General features: G+C 66.8%; 14 protein-coding genes and 1 pseudogene. 12 read left to right on the top strand and 3 right to left on the bottom strand.

What is annotated here, in order from left to right:
- The first annotated feature begins 6 nt into the window (after positions 1-6).
- The 9 genes and pseudogenes from nuoH (at position 7) to FHR90_RS06065 (ending at position 9,278) form a co-directional block, all read left to right on the top strand.
- On the top strand, positions 7-1,071 hold the full coding sequence (nuoH, locus tag FHR90_RS06105) for an NADH-quinone oxidoreductase subunit NuoH (RefSeq protein WP_176621639.1): 1,065 nt from the start codon (positions 7-9) through the stop codon (positions 1,069-1,071).
- Complete coding sequence (gene nuoI / locus FHR90_RS06100; RefSeq protein WP_176621640.1) at positions 1,068-1,559, top strand: NADH-quinone oxidoreductase subunit NuoI; 492 nt, start codon at positions 1,068-1,070, stop codon at positions 1,557-1,559. The genes nuoH and nuoI overlap by 4 nt, the downstream gene beginning before the upstream one ends.
- A 13-nt stretch (positions 1,560-1,572) precedes the next feature.
- Positions 1,573-2,247, top strand: a complete 675-nt coding sequence (locus FHR90_RS06095; RefSeq protein WP_176621641.1) for an NADH-quinone oxidoreductase subunit J — start codon at positions 1,573-1,575, stop codon at positions 2,245-2,247.
- Entirely contained in the window at positions 2,244-2,561 is a 318-nt protein-coding gene (gene nuoK / locus FHR90_RS06090) for an NADH-quinone oxidoreductase subunit NuoK (RefSeq protein WP_176621642.1), read from the top strand. Before FHR90_RS06095 ends, nuoK begins: the two co-directional genes overlap by 4 nt.
- Before the next feature lies 1 nt (position 2,562).
- Positions 2,563-4,491 (top strand): NADH-quinone oxidoreductase subunit L, encoded by a 1,929-nt coding sequence (gene nuoL, locus FHR90_RS06085; protein WP_176621643.1) that lies wholly within the window; start codon positions 2,563-2,565, stop codon positions 4,489-4,491.
- Positions 4,492-4,504: 13 nt separating this feature from the next.
- Positions 4,505-5,941: an NADH-quinone oxidoreductase subunit NuoN gene (gene nuoN, locus FHR90_RS06080; protein ID WP_176621644.1), complete on the top strand. Its 1,437-nt coding sequence runs from the start codon at positions 4,505-4,507 to the stop codon at positions 5,939-5,941.
- Entirely contained in the window at positions 5,863-6,687 is an 825-nt protein-coding gene (locus FHR90_RS06075; protein ID WP_408871429.1) for a biotin--[acetyl-CoA-carboxylase] ligase, read from the top strand. Before nuoN ends, FHR90_RS06075 begins: the two co-directional genes overlap by 79 nt.
- A 17-nt stretch (positions 6,688-6,704) precedes the next feature.
- Positions 6,705-7,472: pseudogene (locus tag FHR90_RS06070) on the top strand (type III pantothenate kinase); the annotation flags it as partial.
- A gap of 159 nt (positions 7,473-7,631) precedes the next feature.
- Positions 7,632-9,278 (top strand): ribonuclease J, encoded by a 1,647-nt coding sequence (locus FHR90_RS06065; protein ID WP_176621646.1) that lies wholly within the window; start codon positions 7,632-7,634, stop codon positions 9,276-9,278.
- 60 nt (positions 9,279-9,338) lie between these two features.
- Here the strand turns inward: FHR90_RS06065 and FHR90_RS06060 are convergent, their stop codons facing one another.
- Both FHR90_RS06060 and FHR90_RS06055 read right to left on the bottom strand, forming a co-directional pair.
- A complete protein-coding gene (locus FHR90_RS06060) occupies positions 9,339-9,644 on the bottom strand; it encodes a hypothetical protein (RefSeq protein ID WP_176621647.1) in 306 nt (101 codons plus the stop codon).
- Positions 9,645-9,851: 207 nt separating this feature from the next.
- Positions 9,852-10,499 (bottom strand): hypothetical protein, encoded by a 648-nt coding sequence (locus FHR90_RS06055; protein WP_176621648.1) that lies wholly within the window; start codon positions 10,497-10,499, stop codon positions 9,852-9,854.
- A gap of 991 nt (positions 10,500-11,490) precedes the next feature.
- On the opposite strand from FHR90_RS06055, the gene proS reads away from it, so the two are divergent.
- Genes proS through FHR90_RS06040 form a run of 3 tightly spaced genes read left to right on the top strand, consistent with a single transcriptional unit; the run spans position 11,491 to position 14,724 of the window.
- Positions 11,491-12,807, top strand: coding sequence for a proline--tRNA ligase (proS, locus tag FHR90_RS06050; RefSeq protein ID WP_176621649.1), 1,317 nt, complete (start codon positions 11,491-11,493; stop codon positions 12,805-12,807).
- Entirely contained in the window at positions 12,807-14,051 is a 1,245-nt protein-coding gene (locus tag FHR90_RS06045) for a lipoprotein-releasing ABC transporter permease subunit (protein ID WP_176621650.1), read from the top strand. Before proS ends, FHR90_RS06045 begins: the two co-directional genes overlap by 1 nt.
- Positions 14,044-14,724: an ABC transporter ATP-binding protein gene (locus tag FHR90_RS06040; protein ID WP_176621651.1), complete on the top strand. Its 681-nt coding sequence runs from the start codon at positions 14,044-14,046 to the stop codon at positions 14,722-14,724. The genes FHR90_RS06045 and FHR90_RS06040 overlap by 8 nt, the downstream gene beginning before the upstream one ends.
- Before the next feature lie 6 nt (positions 14,725-14,730).
- Here FHR90_RS06040 and FHR90_RS06035 read toward each other — a convergent pair whose 3' ends face one another.
- Positions 14,731-15,873 (bottom strand): nucleoside hydrolase, encoded by a 1,143-nt coding sequence (locus tag FHR90_RS06035; RefSeq protein WP_183274924.1) that lies wholly within the window; start codon positions 15,871-15,873, stop codon positions 14,731-14,733.
- Between the last annotated feature and the right edge of the window lie 5 nt (positions 15,874-15,878).

Below are 15,878 nucleotides of genomic sequence, written 5' to 3'. Positions count from 1 at the left end.
GCCCCGGTGCAGCATTTCTTCTTCAACACCGATCTCGGTTTCACGATCCTCACCCTGGCTCAGGCGCTGGCCGTGCTGGTGCCGCTGCTGATGGGGGTGGCCTATCTGACCTATGGCGAGCGCAAGGTTCTGGCCGCGATCCAGATCCGCAAGGGCCCCAACGTGACGGGTCCGTTCGGGCTGATGCAGCCCTTCGCCGACGCGATCAAGATGCTCACCAAGGAGACGGTGATCCCGGCGGATGCCAACCGCGCGCTGTTCCTGATCGCCCCGATCCTGACCTTCGCGCTGGCGATGATCGCCTGGGCGGTGATCCCGACCAACAATGGCTGGGCGGTGGCCGACCTCAATGTAGGCACGTTGTATCTGTTCGCGATCAGCTCGCTTGGCGTCTACGGCATCCTGATCGCCGGCTGGGCGTCGAATTCCAAATACGCCTTCCTCGGCGGCCTGCGTTCGGCCGCCCAGATGGTCAGCTACGAGGTCTCGATCGGCCTTGTGATCGTGTGCGTGCTGCTCTGCGTGGGCAGCCTCAACCTCAACGACGTGATCCTCGCGCAGCGGCATGTGTGGTTCTGCATCCCACTTTTTCCGATGTTCGTCGTGTTCTTCATCTCCGCCCTGGCCGAGACCAACCGCGCCCCGTTCGACCTGCCCGAAGGCGAGAGCGAGCTGGTCGCCGGCTTCATGGTCGAATACTCGTCGCTGTCGTTCGGGCTGTTCTTCCTGGGCGAGTACGCCAACATGATCCTGATGAGCGCGCTCACCGCGATCCTGTTCCTCGGCGGCTGGCTCGCACCGTTCGACATCGCGCCGTTCACCTGGATCCCCGGTCCGCTCTGGCTGATCGCCAAGATCCTGTGCATCCTGTTCGTGTTCATCTGGGTGCGCGGCACCTTCCCGCGCTATCGCTACGACCAGTTGATGCGGCTGGGCTGGAAGGTGTTCCTGCCGTTCTCGCTGGCCTGGATGGTGCTGACCGCCGGCTTCCTGATGGCGACCGGCCTGCTGCCGCAGAACCCGGGCCTCGCACACACGCCGCCCGCCATCGCCTCGGGAGACACGAAATGAGCGCCGTCGCCCGATTGGGAAAGACCTTCCTGCTGACCGAGCTGCTCGGCGGCCTGTCCATCACGCTCAAATACTTCTTCCGCAAGCCGTCGGTGACCATCAACTACCCGATGGAGAAGGGCCCGCTCAGTCCGCGCTTCCGCGGCGAGCACGCGCTGCGCCGCTACCCCAACGGCGAGGAACGCTGCATCGCCTGCAAGCTGTGTGAGGCGACCTGCCCTGCGGAAGCGATCACCATCGAGGCCGAACCGCGTCCGGACGGCTCGCGCCGCACCACGCGCTACGATATCGACATGACCAAGTGCATCTATTGCGGGCTGTGCGAGGAAGCCTGCCCGGTGGATGCGATCGTCGAGGGGCCGAACTACGAGTTCGCCACCGAGACCCGCGAGGAGCTGATGTACGACAAGGCCAAACTGCTCGCCAACGGCGATCGCTGGGAGTCGGCCCTTGCGCAGCGGCTCGCCGCCGACGCCCCGTATCGCTGAGGGCGGCAGAAAGATGATCGTCACCGCCTTCTTCTACATCTTCGCCGCCATCCTGGTCGCCTCCGCCGGCATGGTGGTTGCCGCGCGCAATCCCGTGCATGCGGTGCTGTTCCTGATCCTCGCCTTCTTCAACGCGGCGGGGCTCTTCCTGATCGCAGGCGCGGAGTTCCTGGCGATGATCCTGGTCATCGTCTATGTCGGCGCCGTCGCGGTGCTGTTCCTGTTCGTGGTGATGATGCTCGACATCCGCTTCGACCAGATGCGCGAGGGGCTGCAACGCTACGCCCCGATCGGGGCCGCAGTGGGTCTGGTGCTGTTCGCCGAGCTGGTCGCGACCCTGGCCGGTCTGAAGATCGCCCCGGTCGAGGCGGCCGCGCCGGCGGCGTCGGGGCTGACCAACAGTGCCGAACTCGGGCTGGTGATCTACACGCGCTACATCTTCCTGTTCCAGGCCTGCGGCATCGTGCTGCTGGTGGCGATGATCGGTGCGATCGTGCTCACCCTGCGCGAGCGGGTATCCAGCCGCAAGCAGGACATCGCCGTCCAGCATGCCCGCCACCCGGCCGATACGCTGGTGATGGCCGACCCCGTCGCCGGTTCCGGCATGGACGGACAGATCCTGCGCGCGCCGGGCTGGACGCCGGCACTCGACAAACCCGCGCCGGCGCGCCTGGAGACCACGTCATGATCGCCCCCGGCATCGGCATCGGCCACTACCTGACGCTGAGCGCGATCCTGCTCACGCTCGGGATCTTCGGCATCTTCATGAATCGTCGCAACATCATCGTCATCATGATGTCGATCGAGCTGATCCTGCTGGCTGCCAACATCAACCTGATCGCCTTCTCGGCCGTGCTGCACGAGATTTCGGGCCAGGTGTTCGTGCTGTTCGTACTCACCGTGGCCGCCGCCGAGGCTGCGATCGGTCTGGCGATCCTGATGACCTATTTCCGCAATCGCGGCTCGATCCAGGTCGAGGACGTCAAGCTGATGAAGGGCTGAGATGATCTACGCCGTCGCCATTCTCGCACCACTGCTCGGTGCGCTGGTCGCGGGCCTGCTCGGTCGTGTCATCGGCGACCGTGCGGCCCAGTCCGTCTCCATCCTGTGCATGGCGGTCTCCGCCGCGTGCGGTGTCGCTGTCTGGACCGGTGCCGTGCAGGCCGGCTCGCCGGTCGGCGTGCTGCATCTGCTGACATGGATCTCGGCGGGCGACTTCCACGCCGACTGGGTGCTGCGCCACGACATGCTCGCCCTCGAGATGGTGGCGATGGTCAGCTTCATCTCGCTGCTGATCCACATCTACAGCATCGGCTACATGAGCCACGAGGAATGGCCGACCTCGCGTTTCTTCGCCTATCTGTCGCTGTTCACCTTCGCCATGCTGATGCTGGTCAGTGCGAACAACCTGATAGGGCTCTTCTTCGGCTGGGAGGGCGTGGGCCTCGCGAGCTACCTGCTGATTGGCTACTGGTACAACCGCCCGAGCGCCAATGCGGCCGCCTTCAAGGCGTTCATGGTCAACCGTGTCGCCGACCTGTTCTTCATCGTCGGCATCGTGTTGCTGTATCTCGTCACCGGGTCGGTCAGCTACGACCGCATCTTCGCCGCCATCCCCGCGCATTTCGACACGGTCTATCACCTGTTCGGCACCACGCTGCCGGTTCTGGAAGTGATCGGCGTGCTGCTGTTCATCGGCGCGATGGGCAAGTCCGCACAGCTCTTCTTCCATACCTGGTTGCCCGATGCGATGGAGGGCCCGACCCCGGTCTCGGCGCTCATCCACGCCGCCACCATGGTCACTGCGGGCGTGTTCCTGCTGGCGCGGATGTCGCCGCTGCTGGAATTCACCCCCGTCACCCGCGACATCGTGCTGGTGATCGGCGCGCTGACCTGCTTCTTCGCTGCCACCGTCGGTCTTGTGCAGCCCGACATCAAGCGCACCATCGCCTATTCGACCTGCTCGCAGCTCGGCTACATGTTCGTGGCCGCCGGGGCAGGGGTCTACCAGGCCTCGATGTTCCATCTGACCACACACGCCTTCTTCAAGGCGCTGCTGTTCCTCTCGGCCGGCTCGGTGATCCACGCCATGCACGACGAACAGGACATGTTCCGCATGGGCGGCCTGCGCCGCGCGATGCCCGTCACCTGGATCGTGATGTGGATCGGCTCGCTCGCGCTCGCCGGCATCCCGCCGTTCGCCGGCTGGTGGTCGAAGGACGCGATCATCTCCGCCGCCTGGGCGACGGGAACCGGCCTTGGCCATTTCGCCTGGGCGCTGTGCGTGATCGTCGCCTTCCTCACCGCGCTGTATTCCGGCCGGTTGCTGTTTCTGGTCTTTCACGGCCAGTCCCGCTATGACGCCGCCCATCTGCACCCGCATGAGAGCGGCCCGGTGATGCTCGGCCCGCTGGTGATCCTGGCCCTCGGCGCCGCCGTCGCGGGCTGGGCGCTGTATCCCTGGCTGATCGGCCCGCATCAGGCCGCCTACTGGAACGGTGCGATCTTCAACCGGCCCGACCATGCGCTGATCGACCATCTCGAGCTCGCCAACCCGCTGCTGGAGTGGCTGCCGACCGTGCTCGGCGTGCTCGGTCTGGCGGTGGCGTGGTATGCCTATCTGGCCAACCCGGCCCTGCCCGCCAGGCTCGCGCGGGCGATGCCGGGGCTGTACCGCTTCCTGCTTCACAAATGGTATTTCGACGAGCTGTATGACGCGATCCTTGTGCGCCCCTACCGCGCGCTGGCCTCTGCCCTGTGGCATGTCGGCGACGAGGGCGTCGTCGGCGGTATCCCGCGCGGCCTGACTGCACTGACCGCGGGCGGGGCGGCCACCGCCTCGCGCCTGCAGACCGGCTCGATCGCAACTTACGCCTTCACCATGCTGATCGGCCTTGTGGTGCTGATCTCGACCTTCCTGCTGGTCCGCTGAGGTTATGCAAGAGATGAACTGGACTTTGGCGGTCCCGGAACTGGTGCTCGTGCTGTGCGGCCTGGCGACGCTGACCATCGGCGTGCTCGGCGACAAAGCGAAGAGCCATGCCGGTCTGGCGACCTGGCTGTCGATCGCCTCGCTTTTGTTCGCCGGAGTGCTGGTGCTCCTCTCGCCCTCCGGCATCGGGCTCGGCGGCGTGTTCATCAACGATGCCTTCGCGCGGTTCATGAAGATCGTCGCCATCGGCGGCGCCATCCTGGCGATGGCGGTGGGGTTTGACTCCAACCGCCGCGCCGGTCTGCGCCATTTCGAATTCCCGGTGCTGATGGTGTTCTCCACCGCCGGCATGATGGTGATGGCGTCCTCGGCCAACCTGATGACGCTCTATATCGGCCTGGAACTGCAATCCTTCGCGCTTTACGTGCTGTGCGCGATCGATCGCGACCGGCTGGGCTCGTCGGAAGCCGGCCTGAAATACTTCGTGCTCGGATCGCTGGCCTCCGGCCTGCTGCTCTACGGGCTGTCGCTGGTCTACGGCTTCTCCGGGTCGCTCGATTACGCTGCCATCGCCACCGCGCTTCATGCCGGCGCGATTTCTCCCGGCCTGCTGGTCGGCATGGTGTTCGTCGTCGTCGGGCTGGTGTTCAAGCTCTCGGCGGTGCCGTTCCACATGTGGACGCCAGACGTCTACGAAGGCGCGCCGGCCTCGGTCACGGCTTTTCTAGCCGGTGCGCCCAAGGTCGCGGCCTTCGCGCTGCTGATCCGCGTGCTGCTCGGGCCGCTCGGCGCTCTTGCCCATCAGTGGCAGCTGCTGATCGAGATCGTCGCCGTCTGCTCGATGGTGCTCGGCTCGCTCGCCGCCATCGCCCAGACCGACATCAAGCGCCTGATGGCGTACTCCTCGATCGGCCATATGGGCTACGCGTTGATGGGCATCGCCGCCGGCAACGAAGCCGGCACCACCGCCACGCTGGTCTATCTGTTCACCTATGTGGTGATGAATGCCGGCGCCTTCGCCTGCATCGTGGCGATGCGTCGCCGCGGTGAGGCGCAGACCGACATCGCGGCGCTCGCCGGTCTCGGCCGACGTGATCCCGCGCTGGCGATGGGCATGGCGATCTTCATGTTCTCGATGGCCGGCGTGCCGCCGCTGGCGGGCTTCTTCGGCAAGCTGCTGGTGTTCGTGGCCGCGGTGAAGTCCGGCCTGTGGGTGCTGGCCGGGGTCGGCATTGTCACCAGCGTGATCGGCGCGTTCTACTACCTGCGTGTCGTGCGGGTGATGTATTTCGATACCCCTGCCGAGGCGTTCGACGCCCGCGCCCGCAGCACCTCCGCCGTCGCTTTGGTCTCCGGCCTCGCCACGGCCGGATTCGTGCTGATCTGGGCGCCGGTGATGGCCGCGGCGGCACTTGCCGCACGTTCCCTGCTCGCGGGGACGGTCGGCTGACCGACGCGACGGCGCCGCTGTTCCGGCTCACCCGCCATCCGGCACTGCCCTCGACCTCCGACCATCTCCTCGCCCTGGCCGAGGCGGACGCCCCGGATGGCGAGGCCGTGCTGGCCTATGTGCAGACCCGCGGGCGCGGCAGTCGCGGCCGCTCATGGTTCGATGCGCCCGGCAATCTCGCCCTCTCGGTGCTGTTGCGCCGGGAGATCGTGCCCACGCTCTGGCCGTTCGCCGCCGCCTGCGCCACTTATGACGCGCTCGTCGCCCATGGCGCGCGCGAGCTGCATCTCAAATGGCCCAACGACCTGCTCGACGCGTCGGGCGGCAAGGTCGCCGGTATCCTCGTCGAATCCGGCCGCAGCGCGTCGGGCGGCTTCGTGGTGATCGGTATCGGCGCCAATCTCGCCGCCGCTCCCCTGATCGCCCCCGGCCGCACCCGCCCCGGCGGCCTCGGCCTCGTCGATGGCGTCGATGCCGTGGCCGAAACGCTGCTCGCGCGGCTGGCACACTGGACCGAAATCGCCGAAGATAAGGCATTCGCGGCGATCCGCGCCGCCTGGCTCGAGCGTGCCCATGCCCTGGGCACGCCGCTTGTCGTCAACGCCCGTGATGGCGCTGCGCGACACGGCCGCTTCGCCGGTATCGACGCGGAGGGCGCCCTGCTGCTCGACACGCCGGGCGGCATCGAACGCATCGCCACCGGCGATGTTCTGGAACTGTCAGGGGCTGCGGTGGCGCAGCGATGAGGGGACGCAGGAAACCGATGCTTCTGGTCATCGACGCCGGCAATACCAACGTCGTCTTCGCCGCCCATGACGGGAAGGCCTGGGTCGGCAAGTGGCGCATTGCCACCGACGACAGCCGCACCGCTGACGAATATGCCGTCTGGGTGCTGACCCTGATGCAACTCGCCGGTCTCGCCCACGCCCGTTTCGACCGCGCGGTGATCGGCACGGTGGTCCCGGCGGCGCTGTTCCATCTGCGCCGCTTCTGCCGCGACTGGCTCGGCGTCGAACCCCTCGTCGCCCAGGCCAGCCTCAACTGGGGCGTCGAGATCGCCACCGACAATCCCGACGAGGTCGGTGCGGACCGGCTGCTCAACGCGCTTGCCGGGCAGACCCTGCATGGCGGCCCGTTCGTGGTGGTCGATTTCGGCACCGCCACCACCTTCGACGTGGTCGACGATCGCGGCGCGTTCCTCGGCGGCGTCATCGCACCTGGCGCCAATCTCTCGCTCGACGCGCTGCACAAGGCCGCTGCCCGGCTGCCCCGCATGGGCATCGGCCGCCCGGCCGACGTGATCGGCCGTTCCACCATGCCGGCCATGCGTTCGGGCATTTTCTGGGGCTATATCGGGCTGGTCGAGGGCATCGTCAGCCGCATCAAGGCCGAGTATGGCGCGCCGATGAAGGTGATCGCCACCGGCGGTCTCGCGCCGCTGTTCGCCGAGGGCACCGATATTCTCGACCATGTCGACGAAGACCTCACCCTGGAGGGGCTGCGGCTGTTGGCACAGCGCAATCCGCTCCCCACATGGACGGACACGGTTTCCACTGCCGCCCCGACGAGCCGCGCCGACAGCGCGCCCGGGGCTGCGACATCATCCGGTGCGAAGCGCCGCAAATCCGACCCCATCGGGGTCTCATCCCGCCTTCCTGAGGAAGGCGTTCGACGAAGGTAGAACCATAAGGTGAGCGACACACGACACGGTCTGTCCTTCCTGCCACTCGGCGGGACGGGCGAGATCGGCATGAATCTCAATCTCTACAACTGCGACGGCCAGTACCTGGCCATCGACTGCGGCATCGGCTTCGGCGGCAACGAGTTCCCAGAGGCCGAGATCCTGATGCCGGATCCGCGCTATATCGCCGAGCGCCGCGAGGATCTGCTCGGGCTGGTGATCACGCATGCGCATGAGGACCATATCGGCGCGGTCGCGCATCTGTGGCGCCGGCTGCGCTGCCCGATCTACGCCACCCCGTTCGCGGCCGCCGTGCTGCGCCGCAAGCTCGGCGAGGCGCAGCTTCTCAACGAGGCCCGCATCCGCACCATCGAGCCGGGCGGCAGCTTCGAGATCGGGCCGTTCGCGCTCCAGTTCATCAATGTCAGCCACTCGGTGCCGGAGGCGCAGGCGCTCGCCATCCGCACCCGCTACGGCAACATCCTGCATACCGGCGACTGGAAGCTCGATGCCCACCCGCTGGTCGGCAGGTCCACCGATCTCGCCGCCCTCGAGGCGTTCGGCGACGAGGGCGTGCTGGCGATGGTCTGCGACAGCACCAACGCCATGGTCGAGGGCGAGACGGGCTCGGAGGCCACCGTGCGCCGGGCGCTCACCGGGCTCATCGCCGGTATTTCCGGCCGCATCGCGGTGACCTGCTTTGCCTCCAACATCGCCCGCGTCGAGAGCATCGCGCTCGCCGCCGAGGCCGCCGGCCGCTCGGTCGGGCTGGTCGGGCGCTCGTTGCGCAACATGACCGCCGCCGCGCGCGAGTGCGGCTACCTCGCCAATGTCCGCGAATTCATCCGCGAGGACGATATCGAGGACATGCCCGACGACAACCTGCTGATCATCATCACCGGCAGCCAGGGCGAACCCCGCTCGGCCCTCGCCCGCATCGCGTCCGACACGCATCGCAACATCGCCTTCGGTGCCGGCGACACGGTGATCTTCTCCTCCCGCATGATCCCCGGCAACGAGCGCGCGGTCGGCGCGGTGCAGGACAATCTGGTCCGCCGCGGCGTGCGTGTGCTGACCGATGCCGATCACATGGTGCATGTCTCCGGCCACCCGGCCCGCGACGAGCTTCGCAAGCTCTACCAGATCGTGCGGCCGCGCTACGCGGTGCCGGTGCATGGCGAGTGGCGTCATCTCGCCGCCCATGCGGCGCTGGCAAAGGAGGAGGGGGCCAAGCCGGTGATGCTGGAGGACGGCGACATCCTCGCCCTCGCGCCGAACGCCTTCGAAGTGGTCGACAGCGCGCCGGTGGGCAAGCTGGTGCTGGACGGCAACCGCGTGGTGCCGCTCTCCGGCGGGGTGCTGCAGGCGCGTCGCCGCATGCTGGCCAATGGCGTGGTGGTCGGCAGTGTCGCGATCGACCGCGAGGGGCGCATCGCCGGCCAGCCGGCGGTCAGTGCGCCTGGCCTGCTCGATCTCGACGATCCCGATTACAACACGGTGGCCGCCGAATTCGGTGATGCGCTCGCCGACCTGCCGCACTCGCTCCGCCTCGACGACGAGGCGCTGGCCGAGGCGGCGCGCTCGACCCTGCGTCGTTTGCTCGGCAAGCGCCTGCAGAAACGGCCGCTGGTCGACGTCCACCTGCTGCGGGTCTGAACGGTCCCGCGATGCGGTCCTTCTCCGACCCCACGATGGGGTCGGAGAAGGAGTGGCTCGTCAGGAGCCGGTCGGCAGTACCGTCGAATGATAGCCGGTGCGCAGCGCATCGGCGGCGATCGCCTGCGCCACGGTATAGCCGCCGGCATTGAACACCTGGCCATGCTGCACCGCGGTCGAATCGGTCGTGACCGAATAGACCGATGGGGTGATGCCGAGATCGGCGGCCTGGGTGCCGGGCAGGTGATAGGCGATGAGGCGCACTGTGAGCATGTCCGTCGCGACTGCCGCGGTGGTCAGCGCGCCGGTGTTCCACAGGCTCATCTCGGCGGCCATCGACACCTGATCGGCGACGTCGCCGATCATGACCAGCGTGCCGTAATGCGGCAGGTCTCCGGCCTGTCCCGCGGCATAGGACGGCGAGACCGGCTGGAAGCCCTGGATGTCCGAGCCAAGGCTGGCGACCGGGTCGCCATAGGTCGCGAAGCTGAGGAAGTTGCGGCCGTCGCCGACCGCGGTGGCCGATCTCGGAATGCCGGTGGATTCGAACGCGGCTCCGCCGAGTCCGGTCTGCTACGCGACATAGGAGGCCTGGATGCCGCCGAGCGAATGGCCGGTGACATAGATGTTGTCCGTGGTGATGCCGCGCCGGGCGGCCAGCCCGGTCACATAGCCCGCGAAGGACAGCGCATCGTGTTGCGCCTGCGAGTGATCGCCGACCAGCGCGTCGACATCCGACAGCACCTGCTGCGGCACCTGGAGCGGGTTGGTGAGTTGGGTGTCACCGCCGGTGGTGCCTGTGTAGGCGATGATCACCTGGTTGGAGGGGGTCTGCCAGACCTTCGCCGAACTGCCGGAGGCGAGGTCGGTATAGGCGAGCTGGCGTCCGTCGACGAGGAACGGCTGCAGGTTCGACGGGATCCCGGCCACCGCATAGGCGGCATTGGCGGCCTGGAACAGCTGGTCGACGGTGGGTGAGTGCGCAGCACTCACCGCCGAGTTCGGCACCGCGATCGCGGTGTGCTGGTTGAGGAATGACAGGTCGGTGAAGGTGAGGTTGCCGATCAGCGCCTCGGGGATCGACGCGAGATAGCTGACGGTCGCATTGGCGGCGGTGCCGTCTGTGGAGGCCTGGGCCTGATAGACCGTGACGCCAAGCGCGTTCAGCAGCCCGTTTTCGAGCTGATCGAGAAACGGATTGTCGGTGTGGATATTCAGCATGGATCACCCGGTTCACGGCAGGAGTGCCGCAAGGGTTTTGAGCGGAATGTCTGTGAAACTTCAATACGGCTTTGTCACGAGACAGCAGTCTGGAAACTGCTCGGAGAGCATCCATGGATATGTCCGGTGAATGCGCGGATCATGATTGTCACCAGTCTTGATCGAATTGAATCATGATTCGAACTGCGATCTGCTCAGGGCGCCGTGATTGACGGAATCTGATCTGATAAAATAATTGTTACGTGCTCCGCAGTGCCATGTGTCAATCGTATTTATCAGTTTCCTTTCAATATGCATCGAGATCGCCGGATGGATGCTGGCGACGGACGCTGCACCTGATTTCGGGAAGTACTGATGCGTCGTCGGACCCTGGCATCGCGACCGTATCGGAGCGGCTGTATCAGGCGATCGTCGATGCCCGTCTGCGGGCGCAGGCGGGTGGTCCGACGATGCTGCACGAGGCCCGATGCCGCAATGCCACCAAAAAGGGCAGGGGGCCGAGGCCCGCTGCCCTTTTTGGTAGCATATCCGGCTGGGGTGCCAATTTTTGCAGCCCAGACCGGCATTTTTAGATGGACGTCGGGAGCCGGGTCACGCGATCATTGTCTTACAGGCCAAGTTTGCTTGACCTGCCGTGTGACTGGCGTTTCCTCCCTAAACTTGGCCCGCGCGCCCTAGGTGGTGCTGCGGGCCTTTTTTCCGCAGTCGCCCCGTTTCGGTTTGTCACGCTCCATTTCCCGCTTTTTTCGACTTTTCACTGGAAAGTTCTGCAAACTCACGATGCTGCATTGCAGCATGATCGTCCGCTCCAGAAGTATCTGTCACATCTTGCGCGCATGAGGTGAAGCCGGAGTTTCGTCTGCACGTTCGTCCGAACGCCATAGGCCGCCAGACAGGTCGGCGACTTGGAGGGCGGCTGAAAAGCCGGTAGGTTCCGCGCCGGCCGCGACTCTGCGGACCCGCAGCCTCAATCCGAAAGCCCTGCTCGCCGATGCGTCTGTCGCGTGCCTTCCAGCCGACCCTCAAGGAAAACCCCGCCGAAGCCCAGATCGTCTCGCATCGGCTGATGCTGCGGGCCGGGCTGGTCCGGCAGACCGCATCCGGCATCTACGCCTGGCTGCCGGCGGGCCTGCGCGTGCTCCGCAACATCGCGCAGATCGTGCGCGAGGAGCAGGACCGGGTTGGTGCGCAGGAAGTGCTGATGCCGACCCTGCAATCGGCCGAGCTGTGGAAGCGCTCCGGGCGCTACGACGCCTACGGCCCCGAGATGCTGCGCCTGGTCGATCGTCACGAGCGCGACCTGCTCTACGGGCCGACCAACGAGGAGATGATCACGGACATCCTCGGCAGTTCCGTGCGCTCCTACAAGGACCTCCCGCAGACGCTTTACCAGATCCAGTGGAAGTTCCGCGACGAGGTCCGCCCCCGCTTCGGCGTGATGCGCGGCCGCGAGTTCCTGATGAAGGACGCCTACAGTTTCGATGTCGACTATGACGGCGCTGTGCAGTCCTACCGGCGCATGATGCTGGCCTACATGCGCACCTTCCGCCGCCTGGGCGTGGCTGCGATCCCGATGGTTGCCGATACCGGCCCGATCGGCGGCGATCTCAGCCACGAATTCATCATCCTTGCGCCCACTGGCGAGTCCGGCGTGTTCTTCGACGCCGGCTACGAGGAGATGGACTGGGTCGGCGAGGCGGTCGACGTCGAGGACCCCGCGGCACTCGCCGCCTTCTACGACCGCGTCACCACGCTCTACGCCGCCACCGACGAGAAACACGACATTTCGGCCTGGGACGCGCTCGCGCCCGATCGCCGCCGCGAGGGCAGGGGCATCGAGGTCGGCCACATCTTCTATTTCGGCACCAAATACACGAAATCCATGGACATCTCGGTGGCCGGCCCCGATGGCGCTGCGCTGCATCCCGAGATGGGCAGCTACGGTATCGGCGTCTCCCGTCTGGTCGGTGCGATCATCGAGGCGAGCCATGACGAGGCGGGCATCAAATGGCCGGTGGGTGTGGCCCCGTGGAAGGCGGCCCTGCTCAACCTCAAGCCCGGCGATGCCGCCTGCGATGCGATCTGCAACGACATCTACGCCCGCCATGGCGAGGACCTCCTCTACGACGACCGCCCTGACCGGGCAGGCGTGAAGTTCGCCGATGCCGACCTGATGGGCCATCCGTTCCAGCTCATCGTCGGTCCGCGCGGGGCGGCCGCCGGGACCGTCGAGCTCAAGCGCCGCGCCGACGGCACCCGCGAGGAACTGCCGCTCGCCGAGGCGCTGGCTAGGGTCTTCGGCGCCTGATGTTCGGCGCGTTCGAACGCGCAGTCGCGGTCCGCTACCTGCGCGCCCGCAAGGGCGAGCGCTTCGTCTCCATCATCGCCATCTTCTCGCTGGTCGGCATCGCGCTCGGGGTGGCCACGCTCATCATCGTCATGTCGGTGATGAACGGTTTCAAGGCCGACCTGCTCAGCCGGATCCTCGGCATGCAGGGTGACCTCACCGTGTACGGTGCCGGACCCACGCTGTCGGACTACGATGCCGTGCGCGACCGCATCCTGCACGTGCCGGGCGTCATCCGTGCCGCCCCGGTCGTCGAGGGCCAGGCGCTGCTCTCGGTCGGCAGCACCAATACCGGTGGGATGGTGCGCGGCATGCGCGCCGAGGATCTCGACCGCGTGCCCGCGGTGGGCGGCCACATCATCGACGGCAACCTCGCCGATCTGAAGGGCGACACCATCGCGGTGGGCGCCACCTTCGCCGCCCGGGCCGGCCTCGCGATCGGCAGCCAGGTCACCCTGCTGTCGCCCAACGGGGCGGCCACCGCCTTCGGCACCATCCCGCGCATCAAGGCCTACCGCGTGGTGGCGATCTTCGACACCGGTGTCAGCGACTACAATCTCGGCTACGTGTTCATTCCGCTCGACGCCGCGCAGACCTTCTTCCAGACCGGCGACACGGCCTCCGACATTACCGTCTCGGTGGCCGACCCCACTCATGTGCAGAGCCGCACCGAGGCCATCCGCGCAGCACTCGCCGGCCGGCCGGTGCGGGTGATGGACTGGACCACCTCGAACAACGCCTTCTTCGCTGCGGTCACGGTGGAAGGCAACGTGATGTTCCTGATCCTCACGCTGATCATCCTGGTCGCCGCCTTCAACGTGATCTCGTCGATGATCATGATGGTCAAGGACAAGAGCCGCGACATCGCCATCCTGCGCACCATCGGCGCCTCGCGCGGTGCGGTCCTGCGCATCTTCCTGATGTGCGGCGCCTTCGTCGGTGTGACCGGCACCGCCATCGGCACGCTGCTCGGCGTGGTGTTCTGCCTCAACATCGAGCGCCTGCGCCAATGGCTCCAGCACGTGACCGGCACGACGCTGTTCGATCCGACCGTGTACTACCTCGAACACCTCCCCGCGCAGCTCGACCCGGCCGAGGTGGTCGAGATCGTCGCCATCGCGCTCGCCCTATCGCTCGCCGCCACCATCTACCCGAGCTGGAAGGCGGCCCGCACCGATCCCGTCGAGGCCCTGCGCCATGAGTGAGCCCGCCCTGCATCTCGACGGCGTGGTCCGCCGCTACCGATCGGGCGATGGCGTGCTCGACGTGCTGAGCGGCGCAGATCTCGCCCTGGCCCCCGGCGAGATCGTCGCCCTCGTCGCCCCGTCCGGCAGCGGCAAGTCCACCCTGCTGCACGTCGCCGGCCTGCTCGACGCGCCCGACGCCGGCGCGGTGCGCATCGACGGACGCGACGCCGCACGGCTGGCCGATGCGGAGCGCACCCGCCTGCGCCGCCACGCGGTGGGCTTCGTCTACCAGTTCCATCACCTGCTGGCCGAGTTCACCGCGCTCGAGAACGTCGTCCTGCCGCAGATGATCGCCGGCCGGACCCGACGCGATGCGGCCACCCGAGCCGCCACCCTGCTCGACGGTTTCGGCCTGTCGCACCGCCACCACCATCTGCCTGGCAAGCTCTCGGGCGGCGAGCAGCAACGCGTCGCCATCGCGCGCGCGCTCGCCAACGCCCCGCGCCTGCTGCTGGCCGACGAGCCCACCGGCAATCTCGACGCCGCCACCGCCGAGACGGTGTTCACCGAACTGCTGCGCACCGTGCGCGAGCAGCGCGTCGCCGCCCTGATCGCCACCCACAACCGCGATCTCGCCGACCGCATGGACCGCGTGCTGACGCTGCGCGAGGGCCGTATCGTGCCGCTATAGGCCAGCTCAGGGTTTTCTGGCTCCCGCCTCGCTCATCAGCCTGACGAACAGCGCGCGGAACCGTGCGGTATCGATATCGGTGACCACATCGACCAGACGCGCTTCCGCTGACGGCACGGAGGGTTGCACGCCCCTGGCGGGCGGGCCGGACGCCGTGGCGGTGCTGCCATAGTCACGTGGCTGCATGTCCCAGAACACCGAATTGCCGCGGCCGAGTCCGGTCGCCACATCGATGTCGACGTAATCGCGCTCGGTATGGGTGACGATCGACGGATCGATGATGTAGGCCGCCATCAACTCGTCCGGCATGCGGAACCATTTCACCTTCGCGCCGCTCTTCGCGGGTGTCACGAACCGCTCCTGATAGTCTGGCGCCAGTGCCGAGGCGGAGTGGGCGATCGTTTCCGAAAGCTCGAGGCTGCGATGGACCTTCTCCGTCACGTCGACGGTGAACACCGTCAGCTTCGGCCAGTCGGTGTGAAACACCTTCGCCGCCGCCTCCGGATCGAGCAGCACGTTGATCGTCTTCGGTTGCAGCAACGGGCTGGTGCCCATGAATACGACCTCGCGCACCAGCGAGACGATGTCGGGGGCCATCGTCTCGGCCAGCGCGAGGTTGGTCAGCGGGCCGCCACAGAACAGGACCACCTGGTGAGGATGACGGCGCACCGTCTCGACGATGAATTCCGCCGCCGGCATCGTCTGCGCCCGCGCGTGCGCGAACCCGCCCGGCGGCGCCGTCACGGTCTGAGGCTTCGGGCTGCTTTCGGCATACGCCCCCAGCCACGGATCCCCCCGGATGCCGCCGAAACGATGCACGTCGCGGGCGAAGGTGGCCGGCGTTTCCACCAGCGCCGCCTGCGCGCCCTGAAACACCGGCACGTCACTGCGCCCGATCAGTTCGAGCAGCCGCAGCGTATCGGCGGTGCCTTGCAGGCTCCACCCGTCGCCCGTCACGGTGGTCACCCCGAGCAGACGGACGTTCGGGGCCGTGGCCAGCATGGTGATCGGGTCGGCATTGACGCCGACAATGTCGTCGACATCCTGGTCGACGATGACCAGGACCGGATCCTGTGCAACTGCAACCGGTCCGGCCACCGTCAGCCACGCGCACACTGCACGCGCGGCCCATCGAGCTGGATTTTTCATGAGGC

It is taken from the genome of Endobacter medicaginis (assembly GCF_014192375.1).
GTDB classification, from domain to species: Bacteria; Pseudomonadota; Alphaproteobacteria; order Acetobacterales; family Acetobacteraceae; genus Endobacter; species Endobacter medicaginis.
This window is presented reverse-complemented; position numbering and strand designations above follow the sequence as displayed.

Coding starts and splice junctions, on each gene's coding strand:
- nuoI (WP_176621640.1), top strand. CDS start 1,068: ATGAGCGCCGTCGCCCGATTGGGAAAGACCTTCCTGCTGACCGAGCTG.
- FHR90_RS06095 (WP_176621641.1), top strand. CDS start 1,573: ATGATCGTCACCGCCTTCTTCTACATCTTCGCCGCCATCCTGGTCGCC.
- nuoK (WP_176621642.1), top strand. CDS start 2,244: ATGATCGCCCCCGGCATCGGCATCGGCCACTACCTGACGCTGAGCGCG.
- nuoL (WP_176621643.1), top strand. CDS start 2,563: ATGATCTACGCCGTCGCCATTCTCGCACCACTGCTCGGTGCGCTGGTC.
- nuoN (WP_176621644.1), top strand. CDS start 4,505: ATGAACTGGACTTTGGCGGTCCCGGAACTGGTGCTCGTGCTGTGCGGC.
- FHR90_RS06060 (WP_176621647.1), bottom strand. CDS start 9,644: ATGATCGGCGACGTCGCCGATCAGGTGTCGATGGCCGCCGAGATGAGC.
- FHR90_RS06055 (WP_176621648.1), bottom strand. CDS start 10,499: ATGCTGAATATCCACACCGACAATCCGTTTCTCGATCAGCTCGAAAAC.
- proS (WP_176621649.1), top strand. CDS start 11,491: ATGCGTCTGTCGCGTGCCTTCCAGCCGACCCTCAAGGAAAACCCCGCC.
- FHR90_RS06045 (WP_176621650.1), top strand. CDS start 12,807: ATGTTCGGCGCGTTCGAACGCGCAGTCGCGGTCCGCTACCTGCGCGCC.
- FHR90_RS06040 (WP_176621651.1), top strand. CDS start 14,044: ATGAGTGAGCCCGCCCTGCATCTCGACGGCGTGGTCCGCCGCTACCGA.
- FHR90_RS06035 (WP_183274924.1), bottom strand. CDS start 15,873: ATGAAAAATCCAGCTCGATGGGCCGCGCGTGCAGTGTGCGCGTGGCTG.